Origin of the sequence: Fictibacillus sp. 7GRE50 (assembly GCF_015903875.1) — a bacterium.
In the GTDB taxonomy this organism is placed as follows: Bacteria; Bacillota; Bacilli; order Bacillales; family Fictibacillaceae; genus Fictibacillus; species Fictibacillus phosphorivorans.
The window spans coordinates 34,799-49,597 of record NZ_JACZDW010000001.1 but is presented as its reverse complement, the minus strand read 5'-3'; the positions used below and the strand labels follow the sequence as shown (position 1 = coordinate 49,597).

The following is a 14,799-nucleotide window of genomic DNA, read 5'->3' as shown; positions in this document are numbered from 1 at the left end:
GATCAACTTGCATTAAAAGAAAAGTAACATTCTTAGAAATGAAGAAACTAAAGGAATTTAAGGTATGGCTCGATTGTTGAGTCATACTTTTTTAGTTTCCATAAAGATTGATTGTGAAAGCGTAAAACAAAATCTTGATTGATAGGTTTTTAAGAATTTTGTCGGAATTCGTCAATGAATTTAATCATTTGCCCTCATAAAATGCAGTAAAGAACCGAAAAACTAATAGAAGTATGTTTTTCGGCGTGATTTGTCTAATTTTTACAAGTTTGCTATTGTAAATCTATACGAAACTATACATCAAAGAATTAGATGAAAGGTGATTACATGAAACGCCTCATATTAGCCTCTGCTTCACCTCGAAGATATGAACTTCTGTCATTAACGCTTCTTCCATTTGAAACGTATCCAAGTACACTTGAAGAAAAAATGGATCATTCCCTTACTCCAAGTCGATTGGTAGAATCACTTGCTGAGCAGAAAGCTGCAGACATTTTTACTCAAAAACCAGAGTGTGTGATCTTAGGTGCAGATACAATCGTATCTTATCAAAATAATCGTCTTGGCAAACCTAAGAATCGAATTGAAGCTGCCGAAATGTTAAGGATGCTCTCAGGTCAAACACATGAAGTTTACACGGGGGTCTGTTTAATAGATCAAACAAAAAAAGTGATTTTCTCTGTTAAGACAAGTGTTACTTTCTACACTTTAGATGAAAATACAATTGATTGGTACTTAAACACTGGTGAACCTTTTGATAAAGCTGGCAGTTATGGAATCCAAGGATCAGGATCGCTATTAGTTGAGAAAATCGAAGGCGATTACTTCAATGTTGTAGGATTACCGATCTCTAAGGTGGTTCGATCACTAAAAGATTTCGGGTTTTCTTTCACCGAGTCAGTCACGAAGACTGAATAATAGGGGGGACGTAAGTGGTAACGAAGCCGCTTATGATAAAAGATTACCCATTACAGGAGAGGCCGCGAGAAAGACTTTTAAATGATGGTCCTGAAGCGCTCTCTAACTATGAATTGTTAGCTATTCTTTTAAGAACGGGTACGAAGCAAATGTCAGCTATCCAGCTTGCCCATCATATCATTCAGCAATTTGAAGGATTAATGCATCTTAAAGAAGCAACAATTGGTGAACTGAAAGAGATCAATGGTATAGGATCAGCAAAAGCAGTGGAACTGATGGCTGCCATAGAAATCGGTAAACGGATCAGCCGTCTTCAGTTTGAAGAAAGGTACACGATACGTTCACCTGAAGATGGAGCTAGGTATCTGATGGACGAGCTGCGTTTTTTACAGCAAGAACACTTCGTTTGTTTATATTTAAATACAAAAAATCAAGTGCTTTATAAAAAAACGGTTTTTATCGGAAGTCTAAATACGTCTATCGTACATCCGCGAGAAGTATTTAAAGAAGGCTTCAAACGCTCAAGTGCTTCAATCATCTGTTTTCATAATCATCCGAGTGGTGACCCTGCTCCGAGCAGGGAAGATATTGAAGTGACAAAAAGATTAGTAGAATGCGGAAAAATGTTAGGAATTGAAGTGTTGGATCACATCATAATAGGTGATCAAAGATACGTAAGTTTAAAAGAAAAAGGATATGTTTAACATTGTCTTTTGTTTCTTTTTTAGCGTATAATCAAACTTATGAGTTTTGCTTGATGAAAGGAGTCTACATAAATGTTTGGTGGATTTTCAAGAGATTTAGGAATTGATTTAGGAACTGCAAACACACTTGTTTACGTGAAGGGCAAGGGTGTTGTTGTGCGTGAACCTTCCGTTGTTGCTTTGCGTACTGACACAGGTTCAATTGAAGCGGTAGGTAATGCTGCTAAGAATATGATTGGACGTACTCCTGGTAATATCGTTGCCGTACGACCTATGAAAGATGGAGTTATTGCTGATTTTGAAACAACAGCTACAATGATGAAATACTTTATTCAGCAAGCCCAAAAAAACCGTTCTGTTTTTGCACGTAAACCTTATGTCATGGTATGTGTACCATCAGGAATTACTGCAGTGGAAAAGCGTGCGGTTGAAGATGCGACTAAACAAGCGGGAGCTCGTGAAGCTTACACGATCGAAGAACCTTTTGCAGCTGCAATCGGTGCTGATCTTCCTGTATGGGAACCAACAGGTAGCATGGTCGTTGATATCGGTGGAGGAACGACTGAAGTTGCGATCATCTCTTTAGGTGGTATCGTTACAAGCCAGTCAATTCGTATTGCTGGTGATGAGATGGACGATGCGATCATTGCTTATATTAAGAAGACTTATAATCTTATGATCGGTGAAAGAACGGCTGAAACTCTTAAGCTAGAAGTCGGTTCAGCTGGTGCGCCGGATGGAATTGAAGATATGGATATCCGTGGTAGAGATTTGTTGACAGGTCTTCCAAAAACGATTACGATTACGGCGGAAGAAGTTTCCAGTGCGTTGCGTGATACTGTTAATAGCATTATGGATGCCGTTAAAGTAACTCTTGAAAAAACACCACCAGAACTTGCTGCTGACATTATGGATCGTGGTATTGTTTTAACTGGTGGCGGTGCTTTATTACGAAACTTGGATAAAGTAATCAGTGAAGAGACGAAGATGCCTGTTATTGTGGCTGAGAACGCGTTGGATTGTGTAGCAGTTGGAACTGGCCGTGCGCTTGAAAACCTGCACCTCTTTAAATCCAAGGCTGGTATAACTTCTAGATCTAAATCCAAGTAAGTAGGTGTATTTTCATGCCACAATTTTTTTCGAACAAACGCCTTATCATTCTGCTAGTCAGCATTATCATTCTAGTAGCTCTGATTGGTTTTTCGATGAAAAAAAGGGAAAGCCTAACCTTACCTGAACAGTTTTTAAAAGATTCTGCAGGACTAACACAAACGATTTTCTATAAACCCGCTAATACACTAGCGGGTTTCTTTGAGAATTTAGCTGAAATGAAGCAGCTCTACAAAGAGAATCAAATGTTAAAAGCTAGGTTAGATGAGTACGCAAAACTTTATGTACAGTATGAGGAAGTTAAAAAAACAAACGAAACACTCAAAGCGCAATTAGACAAAGAAGAAGATCTTACCGATTTTAAAGTGAGAGAAGGTACTGTGATCGGACGCTCCCCTGATCAGTGGAATCAATTTATCTACATCAACAAAGGGGAAAAAGATGGTATCAAACCGAAGATGGCAGTCATTTCACCACAAGGATTTATTGGGAAAGTCACGAATGTTTCCTTGTTTCAGTCAACCGTTCAGTTGATCAGTGACAATGATCGTACGAATCGTTTCTCTGCTATCGTTCAAGGTGAGAAGAACATCTTTGGAACGATCGAAGGTTATGATGCAAAAAAACAAGCTTTGGTGTTTAAGAAGATTCCGGTAGATGCAAAGATTAAGAAAGGCCAAAAGGTGATCACCTCTGGTCTAGGAGATGTCTTTCCGCCTAACCTGCTCATCGGAGAAGTAATTGATATTGAACCAGATGAAGTGGGATTGACACAAACTGCTTATTTAAAACCTTCAGCTGATCTTTATGATATTGATCATGTGATGGTACTTGAACGAGAAATGCCTGCAGTGGATGAAAGTTTAAGAGAAAAGGAGGAAGAATGATGAAAAAAGTCTTTCTTCCTTTTCTTATCTATCTAGCTTTTATTAGTGAGAGTTCATTAGTACAAGCTTTCTTGCCTCATGATAATAGTATGGATTGGCAGCTGGTCCCCCGTTTTTCAATGGTATTAATTTTATTTGTTGCCATGTATGTAAACACCACATACGGGCTTTTATACGGACTTGCTTTTGGTTTGCTCACTGATCTTCTCTATACAGACATCATTGGTGTTTATTTGTTCTCTATGGCAGCTACTGCCTATATTACATCAATCTTTTCAAGGTATTTATTTGGAAACTTGATCGTGACTTTACTTCTGTCCGTAGTAGGGGTTTCCATATTAGAGTTTTTTGTATACGGTTTGAACAGTCTTATAGGAATCAGTACTCAGATGTTAGATGTATTCCTGTATAAAAGATTGTTGCCTACCCTCATCTTAAACGGTTTCTTTGCGATACTCATTTATTTTCCGTTTGTAAAGCAGTTGAACCAAATAAAGGATACTCTAAAAGAAAACTAACTTTTGCAAAGAGGAATTTAGACCTAGCTGTCGAATGTTAGTACGTTGAGGTGAACAATGGCAATGGTACAAAAACTCCAGCACAACGTAACAATTAAAGGAACAAAAGACGGCCTCGTTTTATTGTTGGATGATAAGTGTTCCTTCGATCTATTAGTCGAGGAGCTTAATGATAAATTAACCGCCGGAAGCAGCCAAATGTTAAGCGGACCTGTAATTTCCGTTAAAGTAAAAGCAGGGAACCGTTATTTGACTGCTGAACAAGAAGAGAAGTTAATAGAAGTTCTTAAACAAAAAGAAAATCTTATCCTAGATCATATTGAGTCAGATGTTATCACAAAAGCTGAAGCTGAAGAGATGAGAAAAGATGCTCAAGTTGTGACCGTATCTAAAGTCGTCAGATCAGGTCAGGTTCTTGATATACAAGGAGACTTGCTTCTGGTCGGCGATGTAAATCCTGGAGCAACTGTGATGGCGACAGGGAATATTTATATTCTCGGTTCGCTAAAAGGAATCGCTCACTGCGGCACGAAAGGTAACGAAGAAGCGATCATTGCAGCATCCGTAATGAAGCCTTCTCAACTTAGGATTGCTCACCATATTAATAGAGCACCAGACTCTTATCCCGAACTAGGAAATGAGATGGAGTTTGCTTACATATCCAATGAAGAAAAACAGATTCGTATTGATCGAATCAGTGCTGTTCATCGATTAAGACCGAAACTGAACAGTTTGCTATAGAAAGGGGAATGAAGCATGGGAGAAGCAATAGTCATAACGTCTGGGAAAGGTGGAGTCGGTAAAACGACGACTTCTGCCAATTTAGGGACTGCTCTAGCTCTTTCTGGAAAAAAAGTATGTCTTGTAGATACTGATATCGGGTTGAGAAACTTGGATGTATTGATGGGACTTGAGAACCGCATCATCTATGATCTTGTTGATGTAGCAGAAGAACGCTGCAAACTTAAACAAGCATTGATAAAAGATAAGCGTTTTGAGTGTTTGTACCTGCTCCCAGCAGCTCAAACAAAAGATAAATCTTCCATTACCCCTGAACAAGTAAAAACAATCGTTCAGGAATTAAAGCAAGATTACGATTATGTCATTATTGATTGTCCTGCAGGTATTGAGCAAGGCTTTAAAAATGCCATTGCAGGTGCGGATAAATCAATCGTAGTAACCAATCCTGAAACTGCTTCTATGCGTGATGCTGATCGCATTATCGGGCTGTTAGAACAAGAGGATATGGAACCGCCTAAACTGATTGTAAATCGTCTTCGTAATCATCTGGCTAAGAACGGTGATATGTTAGATGTTGATGAGATCGTTTCCGTGCTTTCTATCGAGCTTCTTGGAGTCGTGATCGACGATGAGAACGTGATAAAAGCTGCAAATAAAGGTGAACCAGTTGCTTTACAGCCTGACTCGAAAGCTTCTATCGCATACCGGAATATTGCGAGAAGAATTTTAGGTGAGTCTGTTCCGCTTCTGTCACTAGAAGAAGAAAAAGGTTTCTTTGGAAAGATCAAAACATTATTAGGTATGAAATAAGCATCGGCTACGCGCTGATGCTTTTTTTTGAGCTTTTTACTCTGAAGGTTTTGAAAGTGGTTAATTTCCGTTCCAGGATGCTCGCTTTCCGGGGGGCGTGCGGTGAGCCACCTCGACACTTTGTGTCCTTAGGTGTCTCACCTGTCCCGCTGATCCCCCAGGAGTCTCGCACCTTGCACTCCAATCAACAAACCAAAGATGTATTTTACAAAGCTATTTCATAGGCGTTCTTGAAGTCGGTTATTGACTTTCATGATGCTTGTTTTTAGATTTGATCATTTCACGCTTAGTCAAAAGCAACTGTGCTTCCTTTGTTTACTAGTAAACCTACCGTATAGTCTTTATTGTCGTTTGCTCGGTGAGAAGCTTGTAAGGTGTTGCACTATTCAATTTGTCTTTGGAGCTTTTGGATTTTTTCTTTTTGCTACATTTGCAAGTTGATTGGAGTGGAGGATGCGAGACTCCTGCGGGACGAGCGGTCAGGTGAGACCCTTAATGGCGCAAAGAGGCAAGGGGCTCACCGGTCGCCCCGCGCAAAGCGAGCACCTGTAACGGAAATCAACCACTTACGAATACAACAGAGCTTATGTAAATCTTTATTTTCAGCTGCACAAATCAACAAACCATTTACTCATATCTCCAACGGACAAGTCATAGGATGTACATATATGAGAAAAATGGAGGAACGGTTATGAAAAATAGAGCAGATGAAATCCGAAAGAAGTACGGTAATATTTCTAAGAACGGCAGCTCAAAAGAAAGTAGCTCGGTTATCACATCTAGGGACGAACCGGAGAAATCTCATCCTCTATTCAACCGTCATGCTATGTTAATGCAGATTATGTTTTCCATTATCTTATTTTTAATTGTAGGAATCGCATTTAAGAATAATAATGATCATACGGTTCAGGCGCAAAACTTTATCAAACATGTATATCAAGATGAGTTTCAGTTTGCTGCAGCAAAAGATTGGTATGAAGATAAGTTCGGAAAACCATTAGCTTTATTTCCGAAAGATAAGTTGCAGAAAGAAAAGAAAACGGAAGAAGTCAGTGAAGTATTTGCTGTTCCTGCTGATGGTAAGGTGTATGAGACGTTCAGTACAAACGGCAAAGGAATCGTTATTGAAACGGGCAAAGAGGAAGATGTAGAAACGTCGAAAAGTGGTTACATTGTTTATGCTGGAAAAAAGGATGACTTGGGTTATACCGTAATCATTCAACACTCGGACGAACAAGAATCGTGGTATGGAGACCTAAAGGAAATTGATAAGTCCATTAAGCTATATAATTATGTAGAAAGCGGTACTCGATTAGGTAAAGTATCGGGAAGTAAGGATGGGAAGTCCGGTAAATTTTATTTTGCGATAAAAAAAGACAAGAGTTTCATTGATCCTAGCAAGGTGATTGATATTGATTAAATTAATAATAGAATTCATACGAAAAATAAAGATTAATCCCGCCTTTTGGGTCGTCATTTTCGGTGCGGTCTATACGGGGCATTTTAGGGAGATTATCGTCTGGTTTTTCGTCGTTCTAATTCATGAGATGGGTCATTTTGCTGGTGCCCGTCTTTTTAATTGGAGAGTTTCAAGAATAGATCTTCTCCCTTTTGGAGGTGCAGCCGTAGTTGAAGAACATGGTACACGTCCGATTCACGAAGAGGTTTGGGTAGCTGTTCTTGGTCCGTTACAACACATTTGGCTTACCGGAGTCGCATATATCTTAAGTCAGACTAACCTCATCTCTGCGAATGATTTTTATTGGTTTTTTATTTTGAACCTTACCTTATTTTTATTTAACCTTCTTCCGATATGGCCACTCGATGGTGGGAAAGTTTTATTTGCTCTAGTATCCAAACGGATTCCATTCAAAGAAGCACAGCAGAAGTTTTTAATAGGATCCGGTGCTTTGTTGGTCATAGGCAGTGCATGGCAGCTCTCTTTACAGCCATCGCATTTGAACCTTTGGGTAATCTGTCTTTTCCTAGGCTTAGCTCATATTCTTGAATGGCGCAGCAGACATTATGTGTTCATACGGTTCTTGCTGAACAGAATGCAGCAATCAAGCATAAAAGGTACTCGTACAATTATCGTACCCCCAACATGGTCACTTTCAAAAGTCACTCATCACTTGGTAAAAGGTGTTTCCCATTCTATTGTTATTAAGAATTTCAATCCTATTACGATCAATGAAAAGCAACTCTTAGAAGCTTATTTTCATAATCATTCTCCCGAGTGTGCAATTGGAAAAGTTTTTCGTTAGAATAGGATACAGAGCAAAAAACAGGGAGATGTGAATGGAACGATGCAGCGCGTAGTAATCAATGCAGTAGGAATGGAAAAACGTACAGCGTTAATGGAGAATGAAAAACTTATAGAATGTGCGGTCCATAGACCGACTAAAAGTCCGTTAACAGGAAATATCTATAAAGGAAAAGTTCAAAAGGTTTTGCCTGGTATGCAAGCTGTGTTTGTAGATATTGGAACGAGCAAGAACGGCTTTCTTCATAAAGACGATTTGCCTGCTTATCAACAACTTTCTGGTGAGGCACAAAAGAAAGTATCCATCTCAAGCCTTATTAAAGAAGGAGAATCGATACTTGTTCAAGTCGTTAAAGAAGAGTCTGGAGATAAAGGTGCCAAATTAACAGCCCTTATTTCGTTTACAGGCCATCTGCTCGTTTATTTTCCATTCACTCCTCACGTTGGAATATCCAAAAAGATAAAAGAATCTCAACGCGCAATGCTACAAGACTGGGGAGATTCTGTTATAAATAATCAAGAAGGTCTGATCATTCGGACAGGTTGCGAAGATTTTCCTGAGCGCGAAATGAATCAAGAGCTTGAAAGACTTAGAAGACAATTGAACGAAGTGCAAAAATGCTCAGATGGTAAAAAAGCACCTGATCTAATCGTGCAACCTCCATTTTTTTATCCACTCTTAGAGAGATGGATAAATCATAACGTAGAAGAAATTATAGTTGATGATTATGAAACGTATCAGCATGTCAAAGAGTATGCTGCTTCCTTTCAAAATCCATTTTCTGTTAAACTGTACAATGAAAAAGAGCCTCTTTTTCGCAAATTAGGAATTGACACAGACATTGAAAAAGCACTTTCTCCGTTAGTATGGTTAAAGAATGGGTCTTCGCTTTATTTTAATGTGACAGAAGCGTTAACAGCGATCGATGTGAATACGGGTAAATTCACTGGAAAAAAAGATCGGTCTAAGACTGTTGTTGAGACAAATAAGATAGCTGCACAAGAAATAATGAAACAGCTTCGTTTGCGTAATATTGCCGGCATGATCGTCATTGACTTTATTACGATGCAGTCAAACGAAGACAAAGAACAAATCAACAAGGTTATGCGAGAAGCATTAAAGAATGATTCTGCTACCATGATTTTGCATGGTTTTACGAAAATGGGCTTGTTTGAAATGACTAGAAAAAAAGAAAGGCCATCATTACTTGAGACTCTTGCTACAAGGTTTGATCGCCATATGATGGATGGGTATATCCTGCGCCAGGAAACGTTGTATTATGAGATGGATCGTATAATGAAAGAATACACATACGAAGATGACGAGGCTTTATGGATGGAAGTGCCACAACACTTTTCTGAATGGCTGAAAAAGAATCCTGACAAGCTGAAACATTTAGAGAAACAGCATGATATTAAAGTGTTTGTATCTATCGGTTCGTCAAACAGAGAAATGGCAGTCAGACAATCAGGAAAAATAGATGAAATAAGAAACAGGATGTTAAAAGATTCACATTGACATAAGGGTGCCAAACATGGTATCCTTTTTTCGTTAGTGTTTGGAGCACCCGCTCCAACCGCACAGACCAGGTTTTAAGTATTTTTATACACCTGGGATGGCGAGTCTGAGTATAAGAGGAGGTGCACGTTGATGTACGCAATTATTCAAACTGGTGGTAAGCAAGTTCGAGTTGAAGAAGGTCAAGCGATCTATGTTGAAAAACTAGATGTTGAAGCTGGAGCGTCAGTAACATTTGAGGATGTATTGATGGTAGGTGGAGATAGCTTGAAAGTAGGAGCTCCTTTAGTTGAAGGTGCTACAGTTACGGCAACAGTTGAAAAACATGGCCGTGGCGAAAAAGTGGTTGTCTACAAGTTTAAGGCGAAGAAGAACTATCGTCGTAAGCAAGGACACCGTCAACCATACACAAAAGTTGTGATTGAAAAAATTAACGGGTAATTCTCATGATTCTAGTTTCTATATACAGGAACAACGATCAAGACATACTTTCGTTTACGATGGAAGGACATGCTGATTATGCTCCACATGGCCAAGACTTGGTTTGTGCAGCAGCTACAGCGGTGTCATTCGGTACGATCAATGCGATAGAAAAGCTTTGCGGATATGAGCCAGAAGTAACTACTCATGAAGATGGTGGTTTTCTAACGTTAACCGTACCGGGTAATCTTAATGATTCTATACATCAAAAAACACAGTGGCTTTTGGAAGGCATGGTTGTATCCCTTGCTTCCATTGAAGAAGGATACAGCGAGTATATAAAATTGACTGAACATGAAGGAGGTGCAACGAATGCTTAAATTAAACCTTCAATACTTTGCCTCTAAAAAAGGGGTAGGTAGCACAAAGAATGGTCGTGACTCACAGTCTAAGCGTCTAGGCGCTAAGCGTGCTGATGGACAATTCGTTTCTGGTGGTTCAATTCTTTACCGTCAACGTGGTACTAAGATCTATCCTGGTACAAACGTAGGTAAAGGCGGAGATGACACACTATTTGCTAAGGTAGACGGAGTTGTACGTTTCGAACGTTATGGCCGTGACCGCAAAAAGGTAAGTGTTTACCCAATCGCGCAAGAAGCGTAAGAGGGAGATGAAAACTCTAACCAGATTGGTTAGAGTTTTTTCTTTGCTTTGTGAGAGTATTAAGTACTGCGCTAAATTTGTTGGTGTAAGGTATAGCCCTATTAAAAGGAAAGGCTAGGAGTGCGATGATGTCAAACAAATGGACAACTGTCGATCTTTTGCGCCACGCCAGGCATGACTGGCTAAACCAGCTACAGCTTATTAAAGCAAACCTATCACTTGGCCGCACAGAGCGGGCAAAAGAGATTATGAATGAAGTTATTGAACTATCACGGGAAGAATCAAGAATCTCTAACCTGAAAACCCCGAATTTATCGGAGTACTTATTAACATATAACTGGTTGAAGCATCCGGTGAAATTGTATGGAAAAGTAAATGGTGAAAGCGGGGATTTCAGCTTATTTGAAGAGGAATTGTTACATACGACGAAAGAAGTATGTGATGTGTTGAATAATTCCATTTCGGGTTATGATGAATACTCACTTACTGTTACATTTGATCCTGCAGCTCTTCGAGTTTGTTATACCTTTCAAGGGATGCTAACAGATGAGAAGGATACGTATGAAGTATTGAGAAATATTTTTTCAACACATAAAAGCATGTTACTCATCGAAAGCTATAATCAGGAAAATAAGTGTTATTTTGATATTCAGTTAACTTCCTAATGGAAGGAGGAGAATGAAATGTTTGTCGATCAGGTCAAGATTTATTTAAAAGCAGGTGACGGCGGAAACGGAATGGTTGCATTTCGCCGTGAAAAATACGTTCCAGACGGTGGTCCTGCTGGTGGTGACGGAGGAAAAGGAGCAAACGTGATCTTTGAAGTTGAAGAAGGTTTACGAACGCTTATGGACTTCCGTTACAATCGTCATTTTAAAGCCCCTCGAGGTGAACATGGTATGTCTAAGGGCATGCATGGAAAAAAAGCGAACGATATGATTGTTAAAGTTCCTCCAGGTACTGTCGTGACAGATGCTAATACAGGAGAGACAATTGCTGACCTCGTACATCATCAGCAGCAAGCGATCATCGCTAAAGGCGGTCGAGGCGGCCGTGGAAACACTCGTTTTGCTACTCCTGCAAACCCGGCTCCAGAAATTGCTGAGAACGGAGAACCAGGTGAAGAACGAGAAGTAACATTAGAATTGAAAGTCTTAGCTGACGTAGGATTAGTAGGATTTCCGAGTGTAGGGAAATCAACCTTCTTATCGATCGTTTCAGCAGCTAAGCCAAAAATTGCTGAGTACCATTTTACAACAATCACTCCTAACTTAGGAGTTGTTGCGGTAGAGGATGGAAGAAGCTTTGTAATGGCTGACCTTCCAGGTTTGATCGAAGGTGCTCACGAAGGAATTGGACTCGGTCATCAATTCTTAAGACATATCGAACGAACACGTGTTATCCTACATGTTATCGACATGTCTGGAATGGAAGGCCGAGATCCTTATGATGATTTCGTGAAAATAAACGATGAGCTTAATCAGTACAACATGCGTTTAATGGAACGTCCTCAAATTGTACTAGCTAACAAAATGGACATTCCAGGTGCTGAAGAAAACCTTGAAACGTTCAAAGAAAAAGTGGGAGAAGACGTAAAAGTATTCCCAATTTCTGCGATTTCTCGTCAAGGTATTAGAGAAGTGCTTTTCACAACAGCAGATACTCTTGAAGTAACACCTGAGTTCCCTCTTATTCATGATGATGGTGGAGAACAACAAAGGGTTCTATATAAGCACGAAAAAGAAGATGCTGGCTTCTATATTACTCGTGACCCTGCAGGTGTTTTTGTTATCAATGGTCCGAAGATTGAAAAGTTGTTCAAGATGACAGACTTTTCTCGAGAAGAAGCAACAAAGCGTTTTGCAAGACAAATGCGTACTCTTGGTGTAGACCAAGCATTGCGTGATCGTGGAGCAGAGCATGGTGATGTTGTTCGAATCCTAAAATATGAGTTCGAATTTATCGATTAAAAGAAGGCAGCCTATTCTGTAGGCTGTCTTTATTTTATACAAATGTCCGTGTGAGATAGACACGAAAGGTAAATCCTATTATAATAAAGGTAAGAAAGTCACCGGAGGAAGCTAAATGAAAAATGATCAGCAATACTACATGGTAAGAGAAGATGTGTTGTCCGAATCTATGCAAAAAGCATTGGAAGCAAAGTCTCTCTTAGATCGAGGAAAAGTTAAAACAGTCGCAGAAGCTGCAGAAAAAGTTGGATTGAGCAGAAGTGCATTTTATAAATACCGTGATGGGATCTTTCCGTTTCATACGATGGTTAAAGAGAAAATTATAACACTATCCATTCACCTTGAAGACAGATCCGGTGCCCTGTCGAGTCTGTTAACAGTTGTTGCTTCCCAAGGATGCAACGTATTAACGATTAATCAGACGATTCCCTTACAAGGACGTGCACATATTACATTGACGATTGAAACGAACATGCTTCAAGGAGATATGAAGGACTTGTTAAGCACATTGAACCGTATGGAAACGGTAGAACGAGTGGAAGTAGTAGGAACCGGCGCATAAAGAAATCCCTGGCTGTTACAGCTAGGGATTTTTTTGGCTTATAATAAGAATCCTTTTTCCTTTAAAGCACCGCAAACTTTATCGAGCTTCTCCTCTGAGTCTGATGAGAGAGTGTGCATGTGAATACCTTCTGTTAATTCACTTAGAAGGCTAGCATTCGTATCTTTAAGCCGTTGGATCAGATCTTCAACATCTTTTCGCGTGGAGAGTTTAAGTGAAGCCTTAATATCACCATAAACAGGGTGTTCAACGGTAACATCTTCAACTGTAACGCCATAATCCACAATCGTTATTAGTTCACTCGTTGTTTCTTCTGGAGAATGATTTGCTGCAATCACACGAGAGAATTGTTTTTTTGAGTCGTCCTTTAAGTAAATATAGCCTTGAGCTGTTGCCATGATCGGCTCACCGCTTGCTTTTAAAAGTGACATGTCTTGTACGATAACCTGTCTGCTAACATTCGTTTTAGTGGCGAGAATCGAACCACTAAGCGGCTTATCAGCTTTCATCAGCCAGGCTATGAGCTGCGAACGTCTGTCTTCACCTTTTAATTTATCGTTGCTCATCTTGTTATTACCTCACTAACAGATCTAAATGTATTTGTAATTTCGATAAGTGCTTTTCCAAGTAAAGCAATTTCTGCAGAAGTCGTTTGATGACTGGTCGAGATTCTAACCAATTCATGAGCTTCACTTTCTGTTCTTCCAATGGCCAGTAAAGTTTTAGAAGGTGCTTGTTGTCCGTTCTTGCATGCTGATCCTGTTGAAACAGCGATTTTTAATCGATCCAGCTCTTGCATCACGATTTGACCTTCCATTCCTTTTGCGCGGATTGGAATGATAAATGGAGAGCTGTCGTCATTGTCTTCAAAGATTATATTCCTATCTGTAAGTATAGACGATTTTAGTTGTTTTCGCATGTCAATGGCATGCAGATAGCGATCTTGCTGTAAATGGAATGCCTCTTCTGCTGCTGTTACGAATGCGACGATTGATGGGAGATCAACAGTACCAGCACGGAATCCACGTTCATGTGTGACTTCTGAAAGAAGAGGAGCTATATGAATAGATGGTGATACATATACAGCACCCGTTCCCTTTGGTCCGTTTATCTTGTGAGCAGACATTGTAAAAGCATCTATGTTCAAAGAATGAAAATAATCTTTTTCCCATTTTCCGAAGGATTGAACACAATCACTGTGAAACAAAACACCTCGATTTTTTAAATGTTCACCGATTTCTTTGATATCCTGAACGATTCCCGTTTCACTGTTCACATGCTGAATGGTGACGAGAATAGTATCTGGACGAATTGAGGACAGCAGTGTATGGATCGAGATCTTCCCATTTTTTTGTATGGGTATTCTTGTTATCTCATAACCACTTTCCTCTAAAAATCTAAGCACATAATCAATAGAGGGGTGTTCTACATTTGAAGAGATAATGTGTTTTCCTTTATAGTTTGCTCCATTCGCTAATGAAGTAATAGCTAGAAAATTGCCATCAGAACCCCCGCCTGTAAAATAGATCCCTTCACTTTCTTTATTTAACAACTCAGCTAAAGAACACCGAGCATGTTCTAATAGATCACGAGCTGCTTGGCCTCCCTCGTGAAGACTTTCTGTGTTTTGAAAATACATTTTTGAAGTTTGAACAAAAGCATTCACTGCCGATTCTGACAGGGGTGTAGTTGCTGCATAATCAAGATATATCAA

18 protein-coding genes and 1 other annotated feature are annotated in these 14,799 nt (G+C 39.5%); of the genes, 16 read left to right on the top strand and 2 right to left on the bottom strand.

What is annotated here, in order from left to right; all coding sequences use genetic code 11:
* Positions 1-327 precede the first annotated feature (327 nt).
* The 16 genes from IHV12_RS00250 to IHV12_RS00175 all read left to right on the top strand — a co-directional run bounded on the left by IHV12_RS00250 (position 328) and on the right by IHV12_RS00175 (position 13,085).
* Positions 328-918 (top strand): Maf family protein, encoded by a 591-nt coding sequence (locus IHV12_RS00250; RefSeq protein ID WP_197131319.1) that lies wholly within the window; start codon positions 328-330, stop codon positions 916-918.
* 32 nt (positions 919-950) lie between these two features.
* Positions 951-1,622 carry a RadC family protein gene (gene radC, locus IHV12_RS00245; protein ID WP_197190322.1) on the top strand — a complete coding sequence of 224 codons (672 nt, stop codon included), beginning with the start codon at positions 951-953 and terminating at the stop codon, positions 1,620-1,622.
* Between the two features lie 72 nt (positions 1,623-1,694).
* The gene (locus IHV12_RS00240) at positions 1,695-2,732 is read left to right on the top strand and encodes a rod shape-determining protein (RefSeq protein ID WP_137788747.1); all 1,038 of its coding nucleotides are present in this window, start codon (positions 1,695-1,697) and stop codon (positions 2,730-2,732) included.
* 14 nt (positions 2,733-2,746) lie between these two features.
* Positions 2,747-3,619 carry a rod shape-determining protein MreC gene (gene mreC / locus IHV12_RS00235; RefSeq protein WP_197189526.1) on the top strand — a complete coding sequence of 291 codons (873 nt, stop codon included), beginning with the start codon at positions 2,747-2,749 and terminating at the stop codon, positions 3,617-3,619.
* Positions 3,616-4,137 carry a rod shape-determining protein MreD gene (gene mreD, locus IHV12_RS00230; protein ID WP_197189525.1) on the top strand — a complete coding sequence of 174 codons (522 nt, stop codon included), beginning with the start codon at positions 3,616-3,618 and terminating at the stop codon, positions 4,135-4,137. Before mreC ends, mreD begins: the two co-directional genes overlap by 4 nt.
* A 63-nt stretch (positions 4,138-4,200) precedes the next feature.
* Positions 4,201-4,878, top strand: coding sequence for a septum site-determining protein MinC (gene minC / locus IHV12_RS00225; RefSeq protein ID WP_197131311.1), 678 nt, complete (start codon positions 4,201-4,203; stop codon positions 4,876-4,878).
* Between the two features lie 15 nt (positions 4,879-4,893).
* Complete coding sequence (minD, locus tag IHV12_RS00220; protein ID WP_197131308.1) at positions 4,894-5,688, top strand: septum site-determining protein MinD; 795 nt, start codon at positions 4,894-4,896, stop codon at positions 5,686-5,688.
* 691 nt (positions 5,689-6,379) lie between these two features.
* Positions 6,380-7,108, top strand: coding sequence for a M23 family metallopeptidase (locus IHV12_RS00215; protein WP_197131305.1), 729 nt, complete (start codon positions 6,380-6,382; stop codon positions 7,106-7,108).
* On the top strand, positions 7,101-7,952 hold the full coding sequence (locus IHV12_RS00210; RefSeq protein WP_197189524.1) for a site-2 protease family protein: 852 nt from the start codon (positions 7,101-7,103) through the stop codon (positions 7,950-7,952). The genes IHV12_RS00215 and IHV12_RS00210 overlap by 8 nt, the downstream gene beginning before the upstream one ends.
* A 42-nt stretch (positions 7,953-7,994) precedes the next feature.
* On the top strand, positions 7,995-9,470 hold the full coding sequence (locus tag IHV12_RS00205; protein WP_197189523.1) for an Rne/Rng family ribonuclease: 1,476 nt from the start codon (positions 7,995-7,997) through the stop codon (positions 9,468-9,470).
* Positions 9,471-9,516: 46 nt separating this feature from the next.
* Positions 9,517-9,588 (top strand) — a sequence feature (ribosomal protein L21 leader region).
* A gap of 14 nt (positions 9,589-9,602) precedes the next feature.
* Positions 9,603-9,911 carry a 50S ribosomal protein L21 gene (rplU, locus tag IHV12_RS00200; protein WP_066396525.1) on the top strand — a complete coding sequence of 103 codons (309 nt, stop codon included), beginning with the start codon at positions 9,603-9,605 and terminating at the stop codon, positions 9,909-9,911.
* A 5-nt stretch (positions 9,912-9,916) separates the two neighbouring features.
* Positions 9,917-10,270, top strand: a complete 354-nt coding sequence (locus tag IHV12_RS00195) for a ribosomal-processing cysteine protease Prp (protein WP_137788753.1) — start codon at positions 9,917-9,919, stop codon at positions 10,268-10,270.
* Entirely contained in the window at positions 10,263-10,553 is a 291-nt protein-coding gene (gene rpmA, locus IHV12_RS00190; protein WP_066239506.1) for a 50S ribosomal protein L27, read from the top strand. Before IHV12_RS00195 ends, rpmA begins: the two co-directional genes overlap by 8 nt.
* A 128-nt stretch (positions 10,554-10,681) precedes the next feature.
* Positions 10,682-11,218, top strand: coding sequence for a Spo0B domain-containing protein (locus IHV12_RS00185; RefSeq protein ID WP_171005400.1), 537 nt, complete (start codon positions 10,682-10,684; stop codon positions 11,216-11,218).
* 18 nt (positions 11,219-11,236) lie between these two features.
* Positions 11,237-12,523, top strand: a complete 1,287-nt coding sequence (gene obgE / locus IHV12_RS00180; RefSeq protein ID WP_197131287.1) for a GTPase ObgE — start codon at positions 11,237-11,239, stop codon at positions 12,521-12,523.
* 115 nt (positions 12,524-12,638) lie between these two features.
* On the top strand, positions 12,639-13,085 hold the full coding sequence (locus IHV12_RS00175; protein ID WP_137788756.1) for an ACT domain-containing protein: 447 nt from the start codon (positions 12,639-12,641) through the stop codon (positions 13,083-13,085).
* Between the two features lie 38 nt (positions 13,086-13,123).
* On the opposite strand, the gene IHV12_RS00170 is transcribed toward IHV12_RS00175, so the two are convergent.
* Together IHV12_RS00170 and IHV12_RS00165 are read right to left on the bottom strand one after the other, a co-directional pair.
* Positions 13,124-13,651, bottom strand: coding sequence for a transcription repressor NadR (locus IHV12_RS00170; RefSeq protein ID WP_197189522.1), 528 nt, complete (start codon positions 13,649-13,651; stop codon positions 13,124-13,126).
* Positions 13,648-14,799: an IscS subfamily cysteine desulfurase gene (locus IHV12_RS00165; RefSeq protein WP_197189521.1), complete on the bottom strand. Its 1,152-nt coding sequence runs from the start codon at positions 14,797-14,799 to the stop codon at positions 13,648-13,650. Before IHV12_RS00165 ends, IHV12_RS00170 begins: the two co-directional genes overlap by 4 nt.